The sequence below is a fragment of the Anaerohalosphaera lusitana genome (assembly GCF_002007645.1).
In the GTDB taxonomy this organism is placed as follows: Bacteria; Planctomycetota; Phycisphaerae; order Sedimentisphaerales; family Anaerohalosphaeraceae; genus Anaerohalosphaera; species Anaerohalosphaera lusitana.
The window spans coordinates 713162-729079 of record NZ_CP019791.1; the positions used below are offsets into that span (position 1 = coordinate 713162).

General features: G+C 50.7%; 17 protein-coding genes and 1 pseudogene. 11 read left to right on the forward strand and 7 right to left on the reverse strand.

Annotated elements, in window-relative coordinates; translation table 11 throughout:
- Positions 1–323 precede the first annotated feature (323 nt).
- Both STSP2_RS03105 and STSP2_RS03110 read left to right on the forward strand, forming a co-directional pair.
- Positions 324–893, forward strand: a complete 570-nt coding sequence (locus STSP2_RS03105) for a winged helix-turn-helix domain-containing protein (RefSeq protein ID WP_146659670.1) — start codon at positions 324–326, stop codon at positions 891–893.
- Positions 800–1372 carry an IS630 family transposase gene (locus STSP2_RS03110; RefSeq protein WP_146659672.1) on the forward strand — a complete coding sequence of 191 codons (573 nt, stop codon included), beginning with the start codon at positions 800–802 and terminating at the stop codon, positions 1370–1372. Before STSP2_RS03105 ends, STSP2_RS03110 begins: the two co-directional genes overlap by 94 nt.
- A 676-nt stretch (positions 1373–2048) precedes the next feature.
- Here the strand turns inward: STSP2_RS03110 and STSP2_RS03115 are convergent.
- On the reverse strand, positions 2049–2780 hold the full coding sequence (locus STSP2_RS03115; protein ID WP_146659769.1) for a DUF1638 domain-containing protein: 732 nt from the start codon (positions 2778–2780) through the stop codon (positions 2049–2051).
- A 223-nt stretch (positions 2781–3003) separates the two neighbouring features.
- Between STSP2_RS03115 and STSP2_RS03120 the strand changes: the two genes are divergently transcribed.
- From STSP2_RS03120 to STSP2_RS03135, 4 genes and pseudogenes are all read left to right on the forward strand, one after another.
- A complete protein-coding gene (locus tag STSP2_RS03120) occupies positions 3004–3837 on the forward strand; it encodes an RsmE family RNA methyltransferase (RefSeq protein ID WP_169852938.1) in 834 nt (277 codons plus the stop codon).
- A 116-nt stretch (positions 3838–3953) separates the two neighbouring features.
- Complete coding sequence (locus STSP2_RS03125; RefSeq protein WP_205847980.1) at positions 3954–4151, forward strand: DUF4177 domain-containing protein; 198 nt, start codon at positions 3954–3956, stop codon at positions 4149–4151.
- A 68-nt stretch (positions 4152–4219) separates the two neighbouring features.
- Positions 4220–4354, forward strand: a complete 135-nt coding sequence (locus tag STSP2_RS17980; RefSeq protein ID WP_146659772.1) for a tetratricopeptide repeat protein — start codon at positions 4220–4222, stop codon at positions 4352–4354.
- A 12-nt stretch (positions 4355–4366) separates the two neighbouring features.
- Positions 4367–4930, forward strand: a pseudogene (locus STSP2_RS03135) (tetratricopeptide repeat protein); the annotation flags it as partial.
- Here the strand turns inward: STSP2_RS03135 and STSP2_RS17985 are convergent.
- The 4 genes from STSP2_RS17985 to STSP2_RS03155 all read right to left on the reverse strand — a co-directional run bounded on the left by STSP2_RS17985 (position 4903) and on the right by STSP2_RS03155 (position 7224).
- Complete coding sequence (locus STSP2_RS17985; protein ID WP_169852939.1) at positions 4903–5436, reverse strand: transposase; 534 nt, start codon at positions 5434–5436, stop codon at positions 4903–4905. The pseudogene STSP2_RS03135 and the gene STSP2_RS17985 overlap by 28 nt on opposite strands.
- 11 nt (positions 5437–5447) lie before the next feature.
- Positions 5448–5942, reverse strand: a complete 495-nt coding sequence (locus STSP2_RS03145; protein ID WP_146659735.1) for a helix-turn-helix domain-containing protein — start codon at positions 5940–5942, stop codon at positions 5448–5450.
- 137 nt (positions 5943–6079) lie between these two features.
- Positions 6080–6619: a hypothetical protein gene (locus tag STSP2_RS03150; RefSeq protein ID WP_146659776.1), complete on the reverse strand. Its 540-nt coding sequence runs from the start codon at positions 6617–6619 to the stop codon at positions 6080–6082.
- A 71-nt stretch (positions 6620–6690) separates the two neighbouring features.
- The gene (locus STSP2_RS03155) at positions 6691–7224 is read right to left on the reverse strand and encodes a YkgJ family cysteine cluster protein (protein ID WP_146659778.1); all 534 of its coding nucleotides are present in this window, start codon (positions 7222–7224) and stop codon (positions 6691–6693) included.
- Positions 7225–7436: 212 nt separating this feature from the next.
- On the opposite strand from STSP2_RS03155, the gene STSP2_RS03160 reads away from it, so the two are divergent.
- The 4 genes from STSP2_RS03160 (at position 7437) to STSP2_RS03175 (ending at position 12353) form a co-directional block, all read left to right on the forward strand.
- Positions 7437–7835: a GntR family transcriptional regulator gene (locus STSP2_RS03160; RefSeq protein WP_146663985.1), complete on the forward strand. Its 399-nt coding sequence runs from the start codon at positions 7437–7439 to the stop codon at positions 7833–7835.
- Positions 7832–8716 (forward strand): ABC transporter ATP-binding protein, encoded by an 885-nt coding sequence (locus STSP2_RS03165; RefSeq protein WP_146659780.1) that lies wholly within the window; start codon positions 7832–7834, stop codon positions 8714–8716. Before STSP2_RS03160 ends, STSP2_RS03165 begins: the two co-directional genes overlap by 4 nt.
- A gap of 10 nt (positions 8717–8726) precedes the next feature.
- Positions 8727–10091, forward strand: a complete 1365-nt coding sequence (locus tag STSP2_RS03170; protein ID WP_146659782.1) for a hypothetical protein — start codon at positions 8727–8729, stop codon at positions 10089–10091.
- A 630-nt stretch (positions 10092–10721) separates the two neighbouring features.
- Positions 10722–12353, forward strand: coding sequence for a DEAD/DEAH box helicase (locus STSP2_RS03175; RefSeq protein WP_146659783.1), 1632 nt, complete (start codon positions 10722–10724; stop codon positions 12351–12353).
- A gap of 84 nt (positions 12354–12437) precedes the next feature.
- On the opposite strand, the gene STSP2_RS03180 is transcribed toward STSP2_RS03175, so the two are convergent.
- Both STSP2_RS03180 and STSP2_RS03185 read right to left on the reverse strand, forming a co-directional pair.
- Positions 12438–13130 (reverse strand): cytochrome P460 family protein, encoded by a 693-nt coding sequence (locus STSP2_RS03180; RefSeq protein WP_205847983.1) that lies wholly within the window; start codon positions 13128–13130, stop codon positions 12438–12440.
- Between the two features lie 118 nt (positions 13131–13248).
- Positions 13249–13449 (reverse strand): CsbD family protein, encoded by a 201-nt coding sequence (locus tag STSP2_RS03185; RefSeq protein WP_146659785.1) that lies wholly within the window; start codon positions 13447–13449, stop codon positions 13249–13251.
- A gap of 368 nt (positions 13450–13817) precedes the next feature.
- Here STSP2_RS03185 and STSP2_RS17465 point away from each other — a divergent pair, with 368 nt between their 5' ends.
- Positions 13818–15917, forward strand: a complete 2100-nt coding sequence (locus STSP2_RS17465; RefSeq protein ID WP_146659787.1) for a methyl-accepting chemotaxis protein — start codon at positions 13818–13820, stop codon at positions 15915–15917.
- The last annotated feature ends 1 nt before the right edge of the window (position 15918 follow it).

The window sequence follows — 15918 nt, forward strand, 5'->3', positions numbered from 1 at the left end:
CACGTCTAAAACAAATATAGTTCGTGCACGAACAGTTGTCAAGGAGTTTCTAAAAAAATTTTATGTGTAGCCCTAATAATTGCTTTTGAGCGGCAAGTAGAAGATTTTTGCGTTCCGGCAAGGAAGACAAATCAGCTTTAGTTGTTGCTAAAGCGGTTTTTGTCTGACGCCGCTCGGAATCAAAAAGATTCGCTTGACCGCCAAAATGAATTGTTAGAGGTGCCCTTATACGCATTGTGAAATTTTTTCGCGCGCCACGGTTTTAGACTTGCGCCATCGCTAATGATGTGTCATAATTCCTAAAAAATGAAAGGAAATATGGCATGCACATCAGTGAGATCAAGTACGGTGACCTGCAAAAGTTAAAAGAAAAAGCTCGGATTGAAACCAATGCAAAGCAGCGAGATCGATATCGGGTGGTAGCCCTGGCATTGGAGGGATGGCAAACAAAAGCGATCATGACAAAACTTGATCGCAGCAAAAACTTCGTTCAGCGATGGTGTTATTTCTACCGTGATGGCGGCATTGAGGCTATCGCACCAAAACGTCAAAGCGGCAGGCCTACAAAACTGCCACGCAAAAAAGAGCCTGAGTTGATCAAGCGAATTCAAGATGGACCAACCGATTCAGACGGTGGTGTATGTGTGCTACGCGGCAGAGACATAAGACGGATTCTTGAAAGAGAATTTGGCGTAAAATATTCGCTCTTCGGCGTCTATGATCTAATGCATAGATTGGGGCTTTCATGTCTAAAACCAAGGCCTAAGCACCGAAAGAACGATCCGGAAAAAATGCAGCAGTGGTTGGAGCAAGCCCCCTTTTTGTCCAAAAAGTCCGAACAGAAAACCCCGAAAAGAAAATTGAGATCTGGTTCCAGGACGAAGTGCGAATAGGCCAGCAAGGAACACTGACCAATGTTTGGGCTCCAAAAGGATCCAGGCCTACAGCAGTAAAGCAGACCGAGTATGATTGGGTATATATTTTTGGAGCTGTCAATCCTGTCAATGGCAAATCGTCGGCTGTGATTACTCCGACTGTTAACACTGATTATATGAATCACCACCTGAGATTTATAAGCGAGGAGGCAGGCAAAGATGTACATGTGGTTCTGGTTCTTGATCAGGCTGGTTGGCATATCGCTAAACAGTTGGTTGTGCCGAAGAATATCAGCCTGCTTCACCTGCCTGCATACAGTCCGGAATTGAATCCGATAGAACGTCTTTGGGCCTATATGAAGAGTCACTACTTGAGCAACCGCATTTACAAAAATTATGAGGAAATATTCAACGCAGGAACAGTTGCATGGAACAATATAACCTCAGAAATGTTCTGCTCAATATGCAATACTGAATGGATTAAGCATGAGAATTAATCACAATGCGTATTATGCCTTAGGATTTGAAAAGTCTTAAAATTCGGGGCGTTTTGGATGAATTAAAGGGGTTAGATGTCTCTAACAGGCCCATAAATACTTTTTTGACACAAGCTTAAGTTTCCATAGCATGTTTGCCGCGCGCCGCCGCACCATGGTCGAAATCCACCTGCATACCCCACATACTGTCAAGTCTAAATAGGATCATCACAAAACTTCGCTCAATGATACCAGGGAACCAGTATACTCCAACCAACTGCCGCACTCATAGCCGAATGATTCCCCAGGCGGATCCCATGCCCGTAATATTCACCGCCCCCAAAAAGGAAAAACACCCACAAAAATCTCCCACTTGACAGGTAGGAAACAGCCTGTCACTTTTACCCCGTTTTCACCTATTTTTAACATACTTTCACCCCCAAAACACTCACTTTTGCCCCACTTTTACTCCCTCAAAAATTGGCCAAATCAGCCCATTTTGGCCAAAGTCCTATTTACCAGGTGTCCATCTGGTATATTTACCCACACTTGCACTGGGGCCAATTCCCGTTCCTCCCTCGGCATTACACCGCAGACCCTCCCCGCAAGGCCTGTTCTCCTGGGCAATTCTCCAGCCGAGGTTTGGGTAATCCGCCCGACACCTCATTGCACTGCAGAAACAGGACAGGCCATAGTGTCAATTCTGGTTGTCCTCCGCCCGGATGATCCCGTCACTGGTCAGATCCTCCCCGACTTTCTGCCCCGGCTGAACAGTCAGAAACTTATCCTTATCCCAATCGCCGTCCACTAACTTCTGCACCAGCAAGGACTTACCGATCAGCTCATCATACTTCCACCCCAGAAACTCCGCCGCCTCTTTAGTGTAATCCTTATAAGACTGCTCCCCGTCCGTTAGCTCCCAGCCTACATACGTCGCCCACTCGTACTCCTTCATCCAGTTCTGCTCCATCTCCATCAAATACGCCGCATTGTCCTCGCCGTACTTGTCTGTATATTCCTGTAAGGTCCTGTCATATCGAGACTTAGAGGGCTGGCAGTTCGATTCCACCCACCCCGGACTGTACCAGTAAATACCCTTTCGGCCGTCAAAATACTCCTGATACCGCTCCTTAGATCCCAGCAGCAGCGTAATACAGTCATGCGCTCGCGGCACCACCAGCGGAATTTCACAACTCAACCCGAGTACTCCATTACTGCAAAGTCCGTAGCCTAAAAGACTTGCGTCATATTTGCGACCCTGAACATCCTCGGTTTTCACAAGCTCTTTCCCCAGTTCCTCCCTCAGTTTGTCCGGCGTATCATGCAGTCCCTGCGGCATCAAAACCACATCCACCTGATTATGCGACCGAGCGGCGCACCAATAAGCTTCCCGCTGTAACACCTTGCAAACAATGAACTTAAGACGCATTAGATTCCCTCAGTTAACCTGTCATACACCTGTGAAATCAACGATTTCGTCGGCTGACCACTTCTGTTTAATGCGTTTTTAGCAGGTTGAACCGTGAAAGTCAATTTGCCTTTGCATCCGGTCCGAAACCATATACAATGTCTGGTACAAACATGTGCTTACCATTGCATGAACCGTTTCGTTTCTAAGTTACTGTATATAAATGGCTTATGAGGTGTTGGTTTTGAAGATAAACCGTTTTTACTGCGAAAATATCACCCCCGATCAGGTGGTTCTGGCCGGCAGCGAGGCCCATCACGCCATCCACGTTATGCGCGTAAAACCTGCAGATAAAGTTGAATTATTCGACGGCAAGGGCAGTTTTGCTGTCGGCACCGTGGTCGATGTAGGACGAAAAACCGTGTCCCTGGAGGTTGGTGAAATAGAGCATGCGGACCTCAGTGGACGCGCGCAAGTCGTTATGGCAGCTAGTTTTGCGAAGGGCCAGCGCAACGATTGGATGGTCTCAAAATGCACCGAACTGGGCGTCGACCATATCGCGGGAGTGGTTTTCGACCGCACCGTCAAACAGCCCAAAGGCAAGTCCGCGGATAAGCGAAATCACAACCTGGCAGTCACCGCAGCCAAACAGTGCAAACGTCTGACCCTGCCTAAGTTCAGCATGCACAATGGCTTAGAAGATGCAGTGGCTGAACTCAAAAACGAATATCCTGATGCTGTCCTCGTCTTCGGCGGCTGGAGCGAATCGGCCGTCCCGGTTTGTAAAGTGGTTAATGATATTTATAACCCCGGCGGCAATGATCTATGCAAAGAAGGTTTGCCTCAGGATTCTAAGCCATTTCCCAGTAAGGACTTACATTCGCAAGGTAACAAAAAGAAATGCCGTGATGTTATCGCGATCATCGGCCCGGAGGGCGGTTTTTCTGACGAGGAAGTCGAGTTTTTAAAGTCTGCAGGCGCGGTTGAGGTTCAGTTGACCAAAACCATTTTGCGAATCGAAACCGCCGCGGTCGCCTTCGCATCGATTTTCTGCACCGCAAGGGATGTTTGTCTGTAACGGTTTGGCCGATTCTGCGTCTATCCTTACGGATCATGTTAAGATGGTGTTTAAATTTTTAAACATTTAAATAATATATAAAATGCTGCAGGGTGTTTATATTTGGAGAAATGATAATGCTGTGGATGTATAAGACGGCTAAGGTGAAGGCGACGGGTGGGTTTCTGGGCGGTAAGTTTAATGCGGGTAAGTTGGAGGTGAAGTTGAACGAGCTTGGCAAGGACGGCTGGGAGCTTTCGACATCTTTCACTACCAACAAAAACTATGGTGAGACCCGCGATGCGGTGTTAGTTTTCAAACGGTCGGTGGGGTGAGTGAGTCTTGTACCGTATACATATTATATCATGGTAGATCGTGAGAAAAAATTGTTGGAGGAAATATAATGGAGCGCGACCGAAAGGCTGCAGAGGAGAGGTTTAATGAAGGTGTAGAATTTTGCAATAAAGGGCGATACGAAGAGTGTTTAAACGCTTTTGAGGAAGCGATACGCCTCGAACCAACTAATAGCGTTTTATAGAACGGCAAGGGCAATTCACTCGAAAGTCTTGGCAACTATACCCAGGCGTTGAAAGCATATGAGGAAGCGATACGCCTCGACCCGACTTTTAGCTTCGCTTGGGATAATATGGGCGATGCACTTTATAAGCATTGCAGATATAACCAAGCATTGGAAGCATATGAGGAAGCGATACGTTTCAATCCAACTTTCAGCTGTCCGTGGAGCGGCAAAGGCAATGTACTAAATTCTCTCAGCAGATATGATGAGGCATTGGAGGCCTATGATGAAGCAATACGCCTTGATCCAACTAATAGCGATCCATGGAACGGTAAGGGGTATGCCTTTGATTCTCTTGGCAGATCTGACCAGGCGTTTGACGCTTTTGATGAAGCGATACGCCGTGATCCAACTAATAGCAGCCCGTGGACCGGTAAGGGCAATTTATTTGATAAGCTCGGCAGATATGCCGAAGCATTGGAAGCGTATCAGAAAGCGATACGAATTGAGCCAACTTGTGTAGCCCCGTGGAACGGCAAGGGAAATGCACTTGTTAACCTAGTGCCGTTTCAATTATCTAAGTTTCGCTTTTGCTGATTTTTTTTATTGCGATATGCTACGTATCTATTCAGAGCGGTTTTAAGCTCATTATGATTTTGATAATTAGTTCCGCGTATGACGAATTCCTTAACATGGGTAAACTGACATTCGATAGGATTTAGCCATGATGCGTTGGTCGGCGTCCAGATCAGATGAATATTGTTCTCGCGACAGTACCGCAGAACCTTGTCCTTGCGGTGCGGCGAGAAATTGTCCAGTATCAGATGGATCCGCTGGTTTGCCGGATACTTTTTCCTGGTCAGTTTCAAAACTTCCAAGAACTCCTGATGCCGCTTGCGTGGCCGAACATATCCCCAGAGCTTTTTCTGATGGACATCGTAAAACGCCAGCCAGTGCTGAACGCCGTGTTTGCGGGTATAGGTCGCAGGCAGCCTCTTGGGATGGTCGGTATGACAGTAATTCCGGCCTGGCTGAGGACGAATCTCCAGCGGTCCGAACTCGTCGAATGATATGGTCGGCCCGTTTGAGGCCGGCTGGTTCACATATCTGCGAATTAGTTTTTTTTAGACTTGAGATTGGGGTCGTTGCACTCTTTCCACGTCTTTGTCCGCCGGAGCTTGACCTTCTTTTCACGCAGGATGGTCCTGAGTGTTTCAATGCTGATCGTAGGAACGATCTTTTCCTGGACAAGATATTCACGCAGTTTTTCCAGCGACCACCGCTTAAAAGGGCAGTCCAGAAGGTCGGGCGGACATTTTGCAGTCTCGGCAATAATGGCCTTGTCGTCCTCGGTAAACTCCGGCGGTCTTCCCGGCCGGGGCTTGGGCTCCAACGCCTTAAGGCCGCGTTGGTTAAAGTCTTTGATGATGACCCTGACATGGTGCGGCGAATAGTGAACCAGCTCGGCGATAGCAGGAACTTTATAGCCCTGGTTAGAGGCAAGAATGACTTGGCCGCGACGAATCTTGATTCGGCTTTTGCTGCTGCGGAGTATCCGCTGAATTTGCTGGCCTTCACTGGTACTGAGGTCTCTGGCGTACAGACACATAAGAAATCCCTTTCTCTGCTTGTAAGCGTGAAATTATTTCTTCGTGTCATTCTATATAATACCAGATTATGCATGGCGCAAGTCTTAAATCATGGAAAAGTTAAAATTATATTTCGGAAACGGCACTAGTTATAGTTTTATTCATCTGGTGGGAAGTAATCGCATAGTAAACTGAGAATAGTGTCATAGTAGCCCCAACCGATGCCCTGTGCCTTTTCCACGACTGCATCCAGGCGGGGTAGAAATTTTTCGACCGTGTCATCATCCGACTGGGTGAGGGTTTTCAGTGCTTTTTCAAAAACGGATTCCAGGCTGTAATAGAATTGCTCATTGATATCGCCGTATTCACAGGTAAGGTCGTTGCCGCATTCGACATAAAAAACCATCAATTCAAGAACGCCTTCATGGTCGCCCACGGCTTTTCTGTACTGACTTATAGCTTTTTTGGCGCCTGCCAGATCGATGGGTCTGTCGAGATCGATAGATATGCAATCCTTGATAATTGCCTTGTAGGGTCGGACCTGGTCGATGAGTGAATACCTGGCCTGAACGAAAGTTTTGTTCTGCTTATTCAGTGAGTAAAGATCTTTGATGAGGGCGAGCAGTTCTTTGCGATCCCTGTTGGATAAAACTTTTTTTACGTCGGACCATTTCACGGATTTGTTTTGTTTTGCCATTTGTCTTGCCTATTGATAAAAAGCAGCTTCTAGTGTTTTGATGTAACGTGCCTGCGCAGCTTTGAAAGCTGCTACCATATATTGCCTGCGGAATTACCCGCGTCAAAAGCCAGGTGTTCTTTCAGTTGCTCAATCACCTCAAAAACAATCGGGCAGGTACGTGTGCGATCAAGCATTGCTATAGTACGCATAGTGAAATCCGGTTTTTTCAGATATGGGTAGTTGCGGCAATCCTGCGGGCGAGACTCGTACGCTATGCATTTGCGGTTTTTTAGAAACGGACAGGACGTTTTCTTCATCTGCCAGCAGTTGGACTCTTCGTCTTGCACATATTCAAGATAACTTTGTTGGAGTTGAGAGCTGGTGATATTCAGTGCTTTCGCCAGGCGTTTTTGGTCATTTGTGGTCAGGGTCGGTTTCAGTTGTTTACAGCACCGTCCACACTTGGTGCAATCGATGTCGGCAGCAACGGAATCGGTAAGCTCATGGACGAGCCTGTCTATTTGCTGATCGGTTAGATCGTCGTAGAATTTGAGAAAGCTTCGGAACGCCCAGTTCTCATCTTCTTTTTGCCCGGCAAGTTTTTCTAATTCATCATAATTCATTTGTGTGATCCGAATTTAATGCTTCTCAGATGCAGCTATGATAAAGAGGGTTCGGGCATTTTTGCAAGTTTTTTAGCAGCCTTATGGGCAGATTTTGAGTAGTTGTTGTAATGCAGCACTTCTTTTGAGATTTTGTTTTGCATGAGTTGCATATTTATGGTATTAGTGTATTAGTGCAATAATACAGTAGTTGAGTTGCGGCGTTTGTGTCTATGTTGTTGGAGATCGATCATCACAGCGGTGTGCCGATATTTCGGCAGATCGTGGGGCAGGTTCGGCGGCAGATCATGGTCGGCGGGCTTGCGGAGGGCGAGCAGCTTGCGGCTGTTCGCGATCTTGCTGCGCGGCTGAAGGTGAACCCGATGACGGTGAGCAAGGCTTATTCGCTGCTGGAGGTCGAGGGGCTGGTCGAGCGGAGGCGCGGGGTCGGGGTTTTCGTGGCGAGGGTGCGGAAGGATCGGCTGGGCAAGATGAAGGGTGAGCTGCTGGACGGGGTGATGGACAAGGCGGCGGTGACGGCGATCCAGTTGGGCGTGTCGAAGGAGGATGCGTGGGATATATTTGAAAAGCATTACAGGGAATATGATGGCAAGAGCCGGAGGAAAAAATGAGCGGTAATGTGATCGTTGAGATGCGTGATGTGGTCAAGTGGTTCGGGCATGTGCAGGCGCTGGATCATGTGAGTCTGGATGTGCGGCGGGGTGAGATAATCGGGCTGCTGGGCGCGAACGGGGCGGGCAAGAGTACGCTGCTGCGGTGTGTGATCGGGCTGTACCTGGCGGATCGGGGGACGTGCAGGACGTTCGGGGTGGATGCGGCGAAGCTGGGGGCGGTGGAGCTCGGACGGATCGGGTATGTGCACCAGGAGGGCGAGTTGCTGGACTGGATGACCGTGGGTCAGTTGATACGGTATGTGAGTGCGTATTATGATACGTGGGACAGGGAGCTGGAGGAGCGGTATGTTGCGGATTTTGATATTTCGCTGCGGGATCGGGTCGGGGCGCTTTCGCCGGGGCAGAGGCAGAAGGTGGCGATACTGCTGGCGATAGGGTTCGGGCCGGAGCTGCTGATACTGGATGAGCCTGCGTCGGCGCTGGATCCGCTGGCGCGGCGGCGGTTTCTGGATATGCTGCTGGGGATGATACAGGAGGAGGGGCGGTCGATCATTATTTCGTCGCATATTCTGAGCGATGTGGAGAAGGTGATCGATCATGCGGTGATCATGCAGAAGGGGGAGATTTTGCGGGATCGGAGTTTCGATGAGCTGCGGGAGGAGTATTTGCGGTTCAGGCTGACGTCGCTGAACGGGGAGCTGCCGGGTGAGCTTGGTTTTGCGGGGGTTCTCAGGTGCGAGCGGAACGACAGGCAGGCGGTTTTGACGGTGCAGCATGCGGGGGCGGATGAGCTGGAGGTGCGGGCGAAGGAGCTGAGGTGCGATATCGAGTTCAGGCCTTTGTCGCTGGAAGAGATCTATGAGCTGGTTGTGAGCTGAGGTGGTTGCGATGGATAAGATTTTGAAGGCGAATCTGAAGCATTTGTATCAGCGGCGGGCGATGTGGTTTTTCTGGATTATTGGGGGGATGTTTACCGTTGCGATTGCGGGATGGATCATTACTGAAAAAGAGCAAGGCGCTTTTGCACTTCCAGCATTATGGATGTTTGTTGCTGGTGTGCTATTGTCTGTTCCGCCGCTGGAGGTAATGACGAAGCCGTTTTCATACTGCCTGCCTGGACATCGGACAATACCACGAAAGTTTCTTTTCACAGTTAATTTTATGTTAGGTTTTTTATGGTCCCTAGTCTTTTTGGCTTATCCCGACTTGAGTTTTTCAACAGGATTGTTCACGGTTCTAGGAGCTTTTTCTTTGTTCACCATAGCTTTCTGGGCCGGAGTGCTTGATAGAATATATCTGCGTAATAAGACCGTACTCCTTTTGGCTGTGTTATTTGTGTGGCTGCCACTGCAGGAACTTGGAGCTGCTGTTTTATATTTCACAGTGGTTTTTCCCTGGATGCTCATCAGTGCAGGTATTTTTATTAATTATTTAATTTGGAGACACTTGCAATTAGCGGATCTGCCGAGGCGATATTGCTCTGCGCGCCAGGTCGAGTTAGGGATTCAAGCCGAGTCAAAAAAGAACAATGTAAATGAGGCTCTGAAAGAAGAGCAAGCTTCTTCTTACTTGAAAGGTATTTGCAATGATGTGGATAACTTTTTCCTGCGGAGAATCAGAGAATCAATTGGTGTGAGACGATATCTTTTGGGGAACATCTACAGGATATTCGGGCCGATTTTTTTGAAGTCACGGTTTAAAGCCTGGGCTTGCTTGTTATGGCTGATAGTAGTTATTTACCTTGGTTATATGGGTCCTGCTTCAAGCATTCTCTTTTTCATGCCTGTGATTATGGCTGCAAGCTTAAACCTTGGTGTTCACTCAGGGCTTTTGGTTTGCAATGGGAGGGGGGAGAGGTTATGGTCGGCGCTGACAGGTGCTGTGGTGTTCGGTCTTTTTGTGACTTTTGTTCTTTTTCTGATTGCAGCATTTACAAAGTTGCTGAGTCCTGTCATGCCGACTTTCAATTCAAATGAGGAGGTCTATTCGTTTGCTCCGCTGGATCCACGCTATTGTTTGATGACGCTATCACTTATTCCCATAGGTTATATTGGGCAGCTCATCTTTCCTAGACGCCAGATGCTGCAAATGATGCCGGCCATTGCTGTCTTGATTTTTGGGGCTAGCTTTTTCGTTCCCTTTGCGGGTGATTCGTTTCCTTTGTTGGGGCTTACGGCTGTTGTAATGGGAGGGAGCTGGGGTGTATTTGTGGTTGTGTTGCGGTATGTTTGTAGGTGGCGGGATCTGGTTTGAAATTTTTGCGGAACTGCCGGGTGATTGGCGAGTGGTAATGTTGTTTTAGTTGGTGGAAGTGCGTTATTTACGCGTGTGCGGGGGAATTTGTTTGTAATTGGGTGGGGGTTTTGGTATTGTTTTCGGGTTGTTGGCGGTTGGCCGGTGCGTTTTGAGTTTGCGGGGATCATTTCTTGCGGGTTTTTCCATGTTCGGTGATGCGGGATCGGTGTGTTGGTTCGGCTGGTGCTGGGGATGTTCAGGACGAGCCGTGTTATTGTATGGTTGAGGTCGCCACGTCGCTTCGCTCCTCGCGATGACAACGAACTGGCGAATTGGCTTTGATGCGGTCGGCGTTGCGTGGGGACTCGCGGCTGAGTCGCCGCTCGCGTTTGGTTCACCACGAAGAACACGAAGGAGCACGAAGAAGGGTTGGGAGTAAAAAGAAGAGAAGGAGTCGCTTCGCGACGACTGTTTTATGCTGGGTTCGCCTTGGGCGGATGGCAGGCTTGATGCTGATCGGGTTTTTGGATTGTGTTTTTGACAGGGCTGCTTGTTGGCAGCGCTGAAGTTTTGCTGGGAGTGTTTTGGAACGCTTTCGGATTTTAGTTTTAGTAATATATTTTGTTTTTGGATTTACGGGAAGAATTGATGCCTTTTAAGAAGATCGGGCTTTGTGACGAGTTGGTGCAGGGGATATTGGCGACGGGGTATACAGCTCCGACGGAGATACAGGCGGAGGCGATACCTGTTGCGATCGAGGGTCGGGATATGATCGGCTGTGCGCAGACGGGTACGGGGAAGACGGCGGCGTTCGTGCTGCCGATACTGAATAAGATCGCGAAGATCGGGCATACCGGCGGTAAGCCGCGGGTTAAGGCGCTGATCGTTACGCCGACGCGTGAGCTTGCGATGCAGATCGATAATTCGGTGAAGGGGTACGGGCGGTTCGTGAAGATGAAGAGTGCGGCGATCTTCGGCGGGGCGTCGATGGAGAAGCAGGTGAAGGCGCTGCGGCGGGGGGTGGATGTTATCGCGGCGACGCCTGGTCGGCTGATCGATCATGTGGGGCGCGGGACGGTCGATCTATCGGGTGTGGAGGTGCTGGTGCTGGACGAGGCGGACCGGATGCTGGATATGGGGTTCGTGAACGATATCCAGAAGATCATCGAGAGGATGCCGAAGAAGCGGCAGACGCTGCTGTTCTCGGCGACGATGTCGAAAGAGGTGAAGAAGCTGACGAAGACGATCCAGCGGTCGCCGAAGATGATACAGATCGGCGAGCAGCACAATCCGATCGACACGATCACGCAGCATATTTATCCTGTGCCGGCGAAACAGAAGATGGATCTGCTGAGGCATATGCTGGAGCGGCACCAGATGTACAGTGTGCTGATCTTTTCGCGGACGAAGCGAGGGGCGGATCGAATATGCAAGAATCTGAAGAAGGCGAAGGTCAAGGCGGTTGCGATCCATTCGGACAGGACGCAGAGGCAGAGACTGCAGGCGCTGGACGGGTTCAAGCGGGGCAAGTTCCAGGTGATGGTGGCGACGGATATCGCGGCGCGCGGGATCAATGTGGAGGGGATATCACATGTGTTCAATTACGATGTGCCTGCGTATGCGGAGGACTATGTGCACCGGATCGGTCGGACGGGTCGTGCGGAGGCGACGGGGGACGCGATCACTTTTGTGGGGTATGACGAGATACCGAACCTGAAGAAGATCGAGCGGTTCATCGGGCGGACGTTTGCGGCGGATTATTATGACGACTTTGAGTATGAGACGCGGATATCGCTGAATGACGGGCCGAAGAAGAGCAGCGGCAGGAAGAAAGGCGGTTCGCGTGGACGCGGCGGTAATGCGAAGAGCGGTCGCGGGGGCGGTGCGAATCGCGGCGGAGGTCGGGGCAGGTCGAAGGATGGAGGAGCCGCTAAACGCGGGGCGTCCGGCGGTGGTAAGGCGAAGAGTGCAGGCGGTGCTGGCCGGAAGCGGAGCGAGTCGTCGGAATCGCGGGGCGGGAAGAAAAATGCTGCTGTGAAGAAGGCCGGGCGGCGCGATAAGGGTGAGGGTTCGAAGTCGGACGGCGGGAAGGTTTACTTCGGCGGCGGCAAGGGTAAGAAGAAAAGACGCGGCGGGGATGATGCCAGTGCGAAGTCGGGCGGTAAGAAGAGGAACTCTAAGTCCAAACGCAAGAAGCGGAGCGGCGGTAAGAACGAATCCGCGGGCGACGGGAAGACTGCTGCTAAGCGCGGCGGGGTCGTGAGGCGGAAGAAAGCGTAGGCGCGGAATCTGGGTTAGCTGCTGCTTATCAACAATGTGAAAGATTTTCAATGGCCTCGGGCGTTAGTGTCCGGGGCTTTTGCTTTAGTTTGTTGTGTTTGGGTCGTTCCGGTCGGTCCGTGCTTTCTCGTCGTTCATGAACAGATAATCGTTACCTTTTGCGGCGGCGTGGCAGGGGATGCAGCCTTGTGATTTACCTTTGCCTATGAGGCCTGCGAGTTTCTTGCCGGCGGGGTTAGTCATGACCTTGCCGGCGGGGTCGTATTTGACGTAGAACCAGTCTCCGGTCTCGGGGTCGTAGCCCTGGCGTTTTTCCATGATGGTTATGGCCATGAGTGCGTCTTCGCTTTTTTCGGAGTAGTTTTCTTTGACGATGATTGCTCCGTCCTGGGTGAGGTCTTCGGCGGCGGCGTCATTGATGTAGTACTTTAGGATCTTGCCGTGAGGGCTTACGCCGTCCTGCCAGCCCTTGAAGTTTTCAGGGACGGTCCAGTTTTCGTAGTCCTTTATCTTTGTCCAGAGCTGTTCGGCGTATTCGGCGTCTGCGCTGTTGGGGTTGTCGCTCTGCTGCTGTTGATCACGTTGCTGTTTTTGCATGTCGTCTTGCTGCTGCTGCCAGTCCTTCTGTTGCTGATCTTCGGGTTCGACTTGTCTCTGGGTCGGGGTCTGGGTTTCTTCGGCACCGGCATCTTCAGGCCGTTGTTCGCAGCCTGCGGTGATTAGGAGTGTGATCAGGATCGTTATGAGCATTGTGGTCAGTTTTGTGTGCATGTTCATGGTTGTTCTCCTATGATCTGGGCCATTGCGGGACAATGGGCCGCTAGCATTCGCTTGTACGTGGCAAGGGTTTTGTTTGCTGCAGCTTTGACTATAGCTGGATAAGTTTTTGCGAGGGTCACTTATTCTCTTCGTGCCATTCTTCGACTTCTCTTTCGGCCTGTTCCTTGCTCTTGCCGTACTTTTCCTGGATCTTACCGACGAGTTTGTCCTTTGAGCCTTCTACCTGTTTGAGGTCGTCTTCGCTGAGCTTACCCCATTTCTTTTTCATGGCGCCTTTGAGTTCGTTCCATTTGCCTTTAAGGACAGTGGCTTTCATAATGCACCCCTTTGAAAATATGATATGCAATTTATTGGTCGAGTTTTATTTACATTATGTGTCATGCGGCTGATCTACGCAATCGGGATGGGCGCTGAATATGGCATGGGGGATTTGACGGAGGGGCGGTAATGGATGGGTGTAAACTCGGTGTGGTATCGCATTAAGATGATCAATAGGTGATGGTTTGTACGTGGTAGTTGCTAGCGTCACGTGCATCAAACGTTATGCTGTTGTATAGTAAATCAGTTCCTTGCAAAAAACTAAAATTCGAGGTTCAGGCATCTTCGCGCGCGGTCGATAATTCCTCGGGTTGTCTATATCGGGGTAGGAATTAGATTTGAACTGTGGTTTGCAAGGAGTTTGTTATGTCTTTAAAAAGAAAGCTGCTTGGGCTTGGTGCCATTACGACGATCGTGCCGCTGGTTGTGGTTCTTTTTGTTATATGGCAGATGAACGGGCGGATGGTTGATGCGGCGGTGACCGAGAGCGAGAAACTGGCCACGTCCGATCTGGAGCATATCGTTAACAATGTATATGCCATGTGCGAGATCCAGCAGCAGGCAGTTCAGGGGCGTGTCAATGCCTCGCTGAACGTTTCGCGGGATGTCGTAGCGAATATGGGCGGTGTGAGTATCGCGGAAGAGTCTGTTGAATGGGAGGCTGTAAATCAGTTCTCGAAGAAGCGTTCGAGGGTGGATCTGGGCAAGATGATGGTCGACGATACATGGCTAGGCAAGATCGGCGACGGCAGCACCGAAGCGCCAGTGGTTGATAAAGTGTATGATATGGTCGAAGGTACCTGCACGATCTTTCAGCGGATGAACGAGGCGGGTGATATGCTGCGGGTGTGCACGAACGTCAAGAAGCTGGACGGTACGCGTGCGATCGGGACATATATTCCGAAGACTAACCCTGACGGGTCGGCGAATGCGGTTGTGAGTACGCTGCTCGACGGCAGGACATATCGCGGCAGAGCGTATGTGGTCAATCAGTGGTACGTGACCGCCTATGAGCCGATCAAGGATGAGTCGGGCAAGGTTGTAGGTGCGCTATATTTCGGTTATCCGGAGAACGGGCAGACGACGTTGACAGATGCTTTGAAGGAAGTGAAGATCGGCGAGACGGGTTATGTCTATGTGCTGGATTCTGCGGGCAATTATGTCGTTTCCAAGGACGGTGAGCGTGATGGTGACTGCATCTGGGATGCGCAGAATTCGGAGGGTGATTACATTGTAAGAGAGATCATCAAAGGCGGAAAGAGTACGGAGGAAGGAGAAATATTCACTTACATATATCCGTGGGCGAACGAAGGGCAGGAGGCTCGGGACAAGATCGCGAAGGTGATGTATTTTGAGCCGTGGGACTGGATCATCGGTGCGGGGTCTTATGAGGACGAATTTTATCAAGCGAGCAATCAGATAGCGGCGGTCGGCAAGAAGACGCTGGTGGTGCTGGCGGTTGTTCTTGGGCTGGTGTCGGCAGGTTCGATGACGTTGTTCACTCTGACTTCTGTGAGGCTTTCATCGAGACTGCTGAGCATGGTGTCGAAGCTTCGCGGCGGCAGTGAACAGGTTGCATCCGCGGCTGGGCAGGTTTCGGCATCGAGTCAGTCGCTGGCGGAAGGAGCCACCGAACAGGCTGCGGGTCTGGAGGAGACAAGTTCGAGCCTGGAGGAGATGTCTTCGATGACCAATCAGAATGCGGACAATGCTCAGCAGGCAGACGGACTGGTGAACAAGGCCCGCAAGGCCGCGGACGAGGGTTCGCGGGCGATGGCTAGGATGAACACGGCGATCGAGGATATCAAGACGAGCAGTGATGAGACTGCGAAGATCATTCAGGTTATCGATGAGATCGCGTTCCAGACGAATCTGCTGGCGCTCAATGCGGCGGTCGAGGCTGCGAGGGCCGGCGATGCGGGCAAGGGTTTTGCGGTTGTCGCGGAAGAGGTTCGCAACCTCGCGATGCGAAGTGCAGAGGCTGCGAAGGATACGAACAGGCTGATCGATGAATCGGTCAAGAACAGCAGCAACGGCGTAACTATCGCGGAAGAGGTCGGCAGCGCGCTGAAGGGTATTGTCGATGCTGTCGGCGAGACGAGCCAGCTTGTAAGTGAGATAGCGGCTGCGAGCCAGGAGCAGGCCCAGGGGATCGGGCAGGTGAATACGGCAGTGAGCGAAATAGACAAGGTTACGCAGCAGAACGCGGCGAATGCGGAAGAGAGTGCCAGCGCGAGCCAGGAACTTAACTCGCAGGCTGAGTCGATGAACAATGTTGTTAGAGAGTTGACGAAGCTGGTGACGGGCAGTGGAGATGCAGTTGGGGCCTCGGGCGGCGGAACCGCAGGAAAGCTGAACGGCTCGGACAATGCTTTTCATGCGATAGCAGGCTCGGCCAGCAGCGCAGTAGTTGCGAAAGGCCGGAAGGTTGACGAAAACTGTGACTGGAAGGCGTTCAATAAATAAG

Excerpts from the sequence above, each read along its gene's own strand:
- STSP2_RS03105 (WP_146659670.1), top strand. The coding sequence starts at position 324 with ATGCACATCAGTGAGATCAAGTACGGTGACCTGCAAAAGTTAAAAGAA.
- STSP2_RS03115 (WP_146659769.1), bottom strand. The coding sequence starts at position 2,780 with ATGCGTCTTAAGTTCATTGTTTGCAAGGTGTTACAGCGGGAAGCTTAT.
- STSP2_RS03125 (WP_205847980.1), top strand. The coding sequence starts at position 3,954 with ATGCTGTGGATGTATAAGACGGCTAAGGTGAAGGCGACGGGTGGGTTT.
- STSP2_RS17980 (WP_146659772.1), top strand. The coding sequence starts at position 4,220 with ATGGAGCGCGACCGAAAGGCTGCAGAGGAGAGGTTTAATGAAGGTGTA.
- STSP2_RS03145 (WP_146659735.1), bottom strand. The coding sequence starts at position 5,942 with ATGTGTCTGTACGCCAGAGACCTCAGTACCAGTGAAGGCCAGCAAATT.
- STSP2_RS03150 (WP_146659776.1), bottom strand. The coding sequence starts at position 6,619 with ATGGCAAAACAAAACAAATCCGTGAAATGGTCCGACGTAAAAAAAGTT.
- STSP2_RS03155 (WP_146659778.1), bottom strand. The coding sequence starts at position 7,224 with ATGAATTATGATGAATTAGAAAAACTTGCCGGGCAAAAAGAAGATGAG.
- STSP2_RS03160 (WP_146663985.1), top strand. The coding sequence starts at position 7,437 with ATGTTGTTGGAGATCGATCATCACAGCGGTGTGCCGATATTTCGGCAG.
- STSP2_RS03165 (WP_146659780.1), top strand. The coding sequence starts at position 7,832 with ATGAGCGGTAATGTGATCGTTGAGATGCGTGATGTGGTCAAGTGGTTC.
- STSP2_RS03170 (WP_146659782.1), top strand. The coding sequence starts at position 8,727 with ATGGATAAGATTTTGAAGGCGAATCTGAAGCATTTGTATCAGCGGCGG.
- STSP2_RS03175 (WP_146659783.1), top strand. The coding sequence starts at position 10,722 with ATGCCTTTTAAGAAGATCGGGCTTTGTGACGAGTTGGTGCAGGGGATA.
- STSP2_RS03180 (WP_205847983.1), bottom strand. The coding sequence starts at position 13,130 with ATGAACATGCACACAAAACTGACCACAATGCTCATAACGATCCTGATC.
- STSP2_RS03185 (WP_146659785.1), bottom strand. The coding sequence starts at position 13,449 with ATGAAAGCCACTGTCCTTAAAGGCAAATGGAACGAACTCAAAGGCGCC.
- STSP2_RS17465 (WP_146659787.1), top strand. The coding sequence starts at position 13,818 with ATGTCTTTAAAAAGAAAGCTGCTTGGGCTTGGTGCCATTACGACGATC.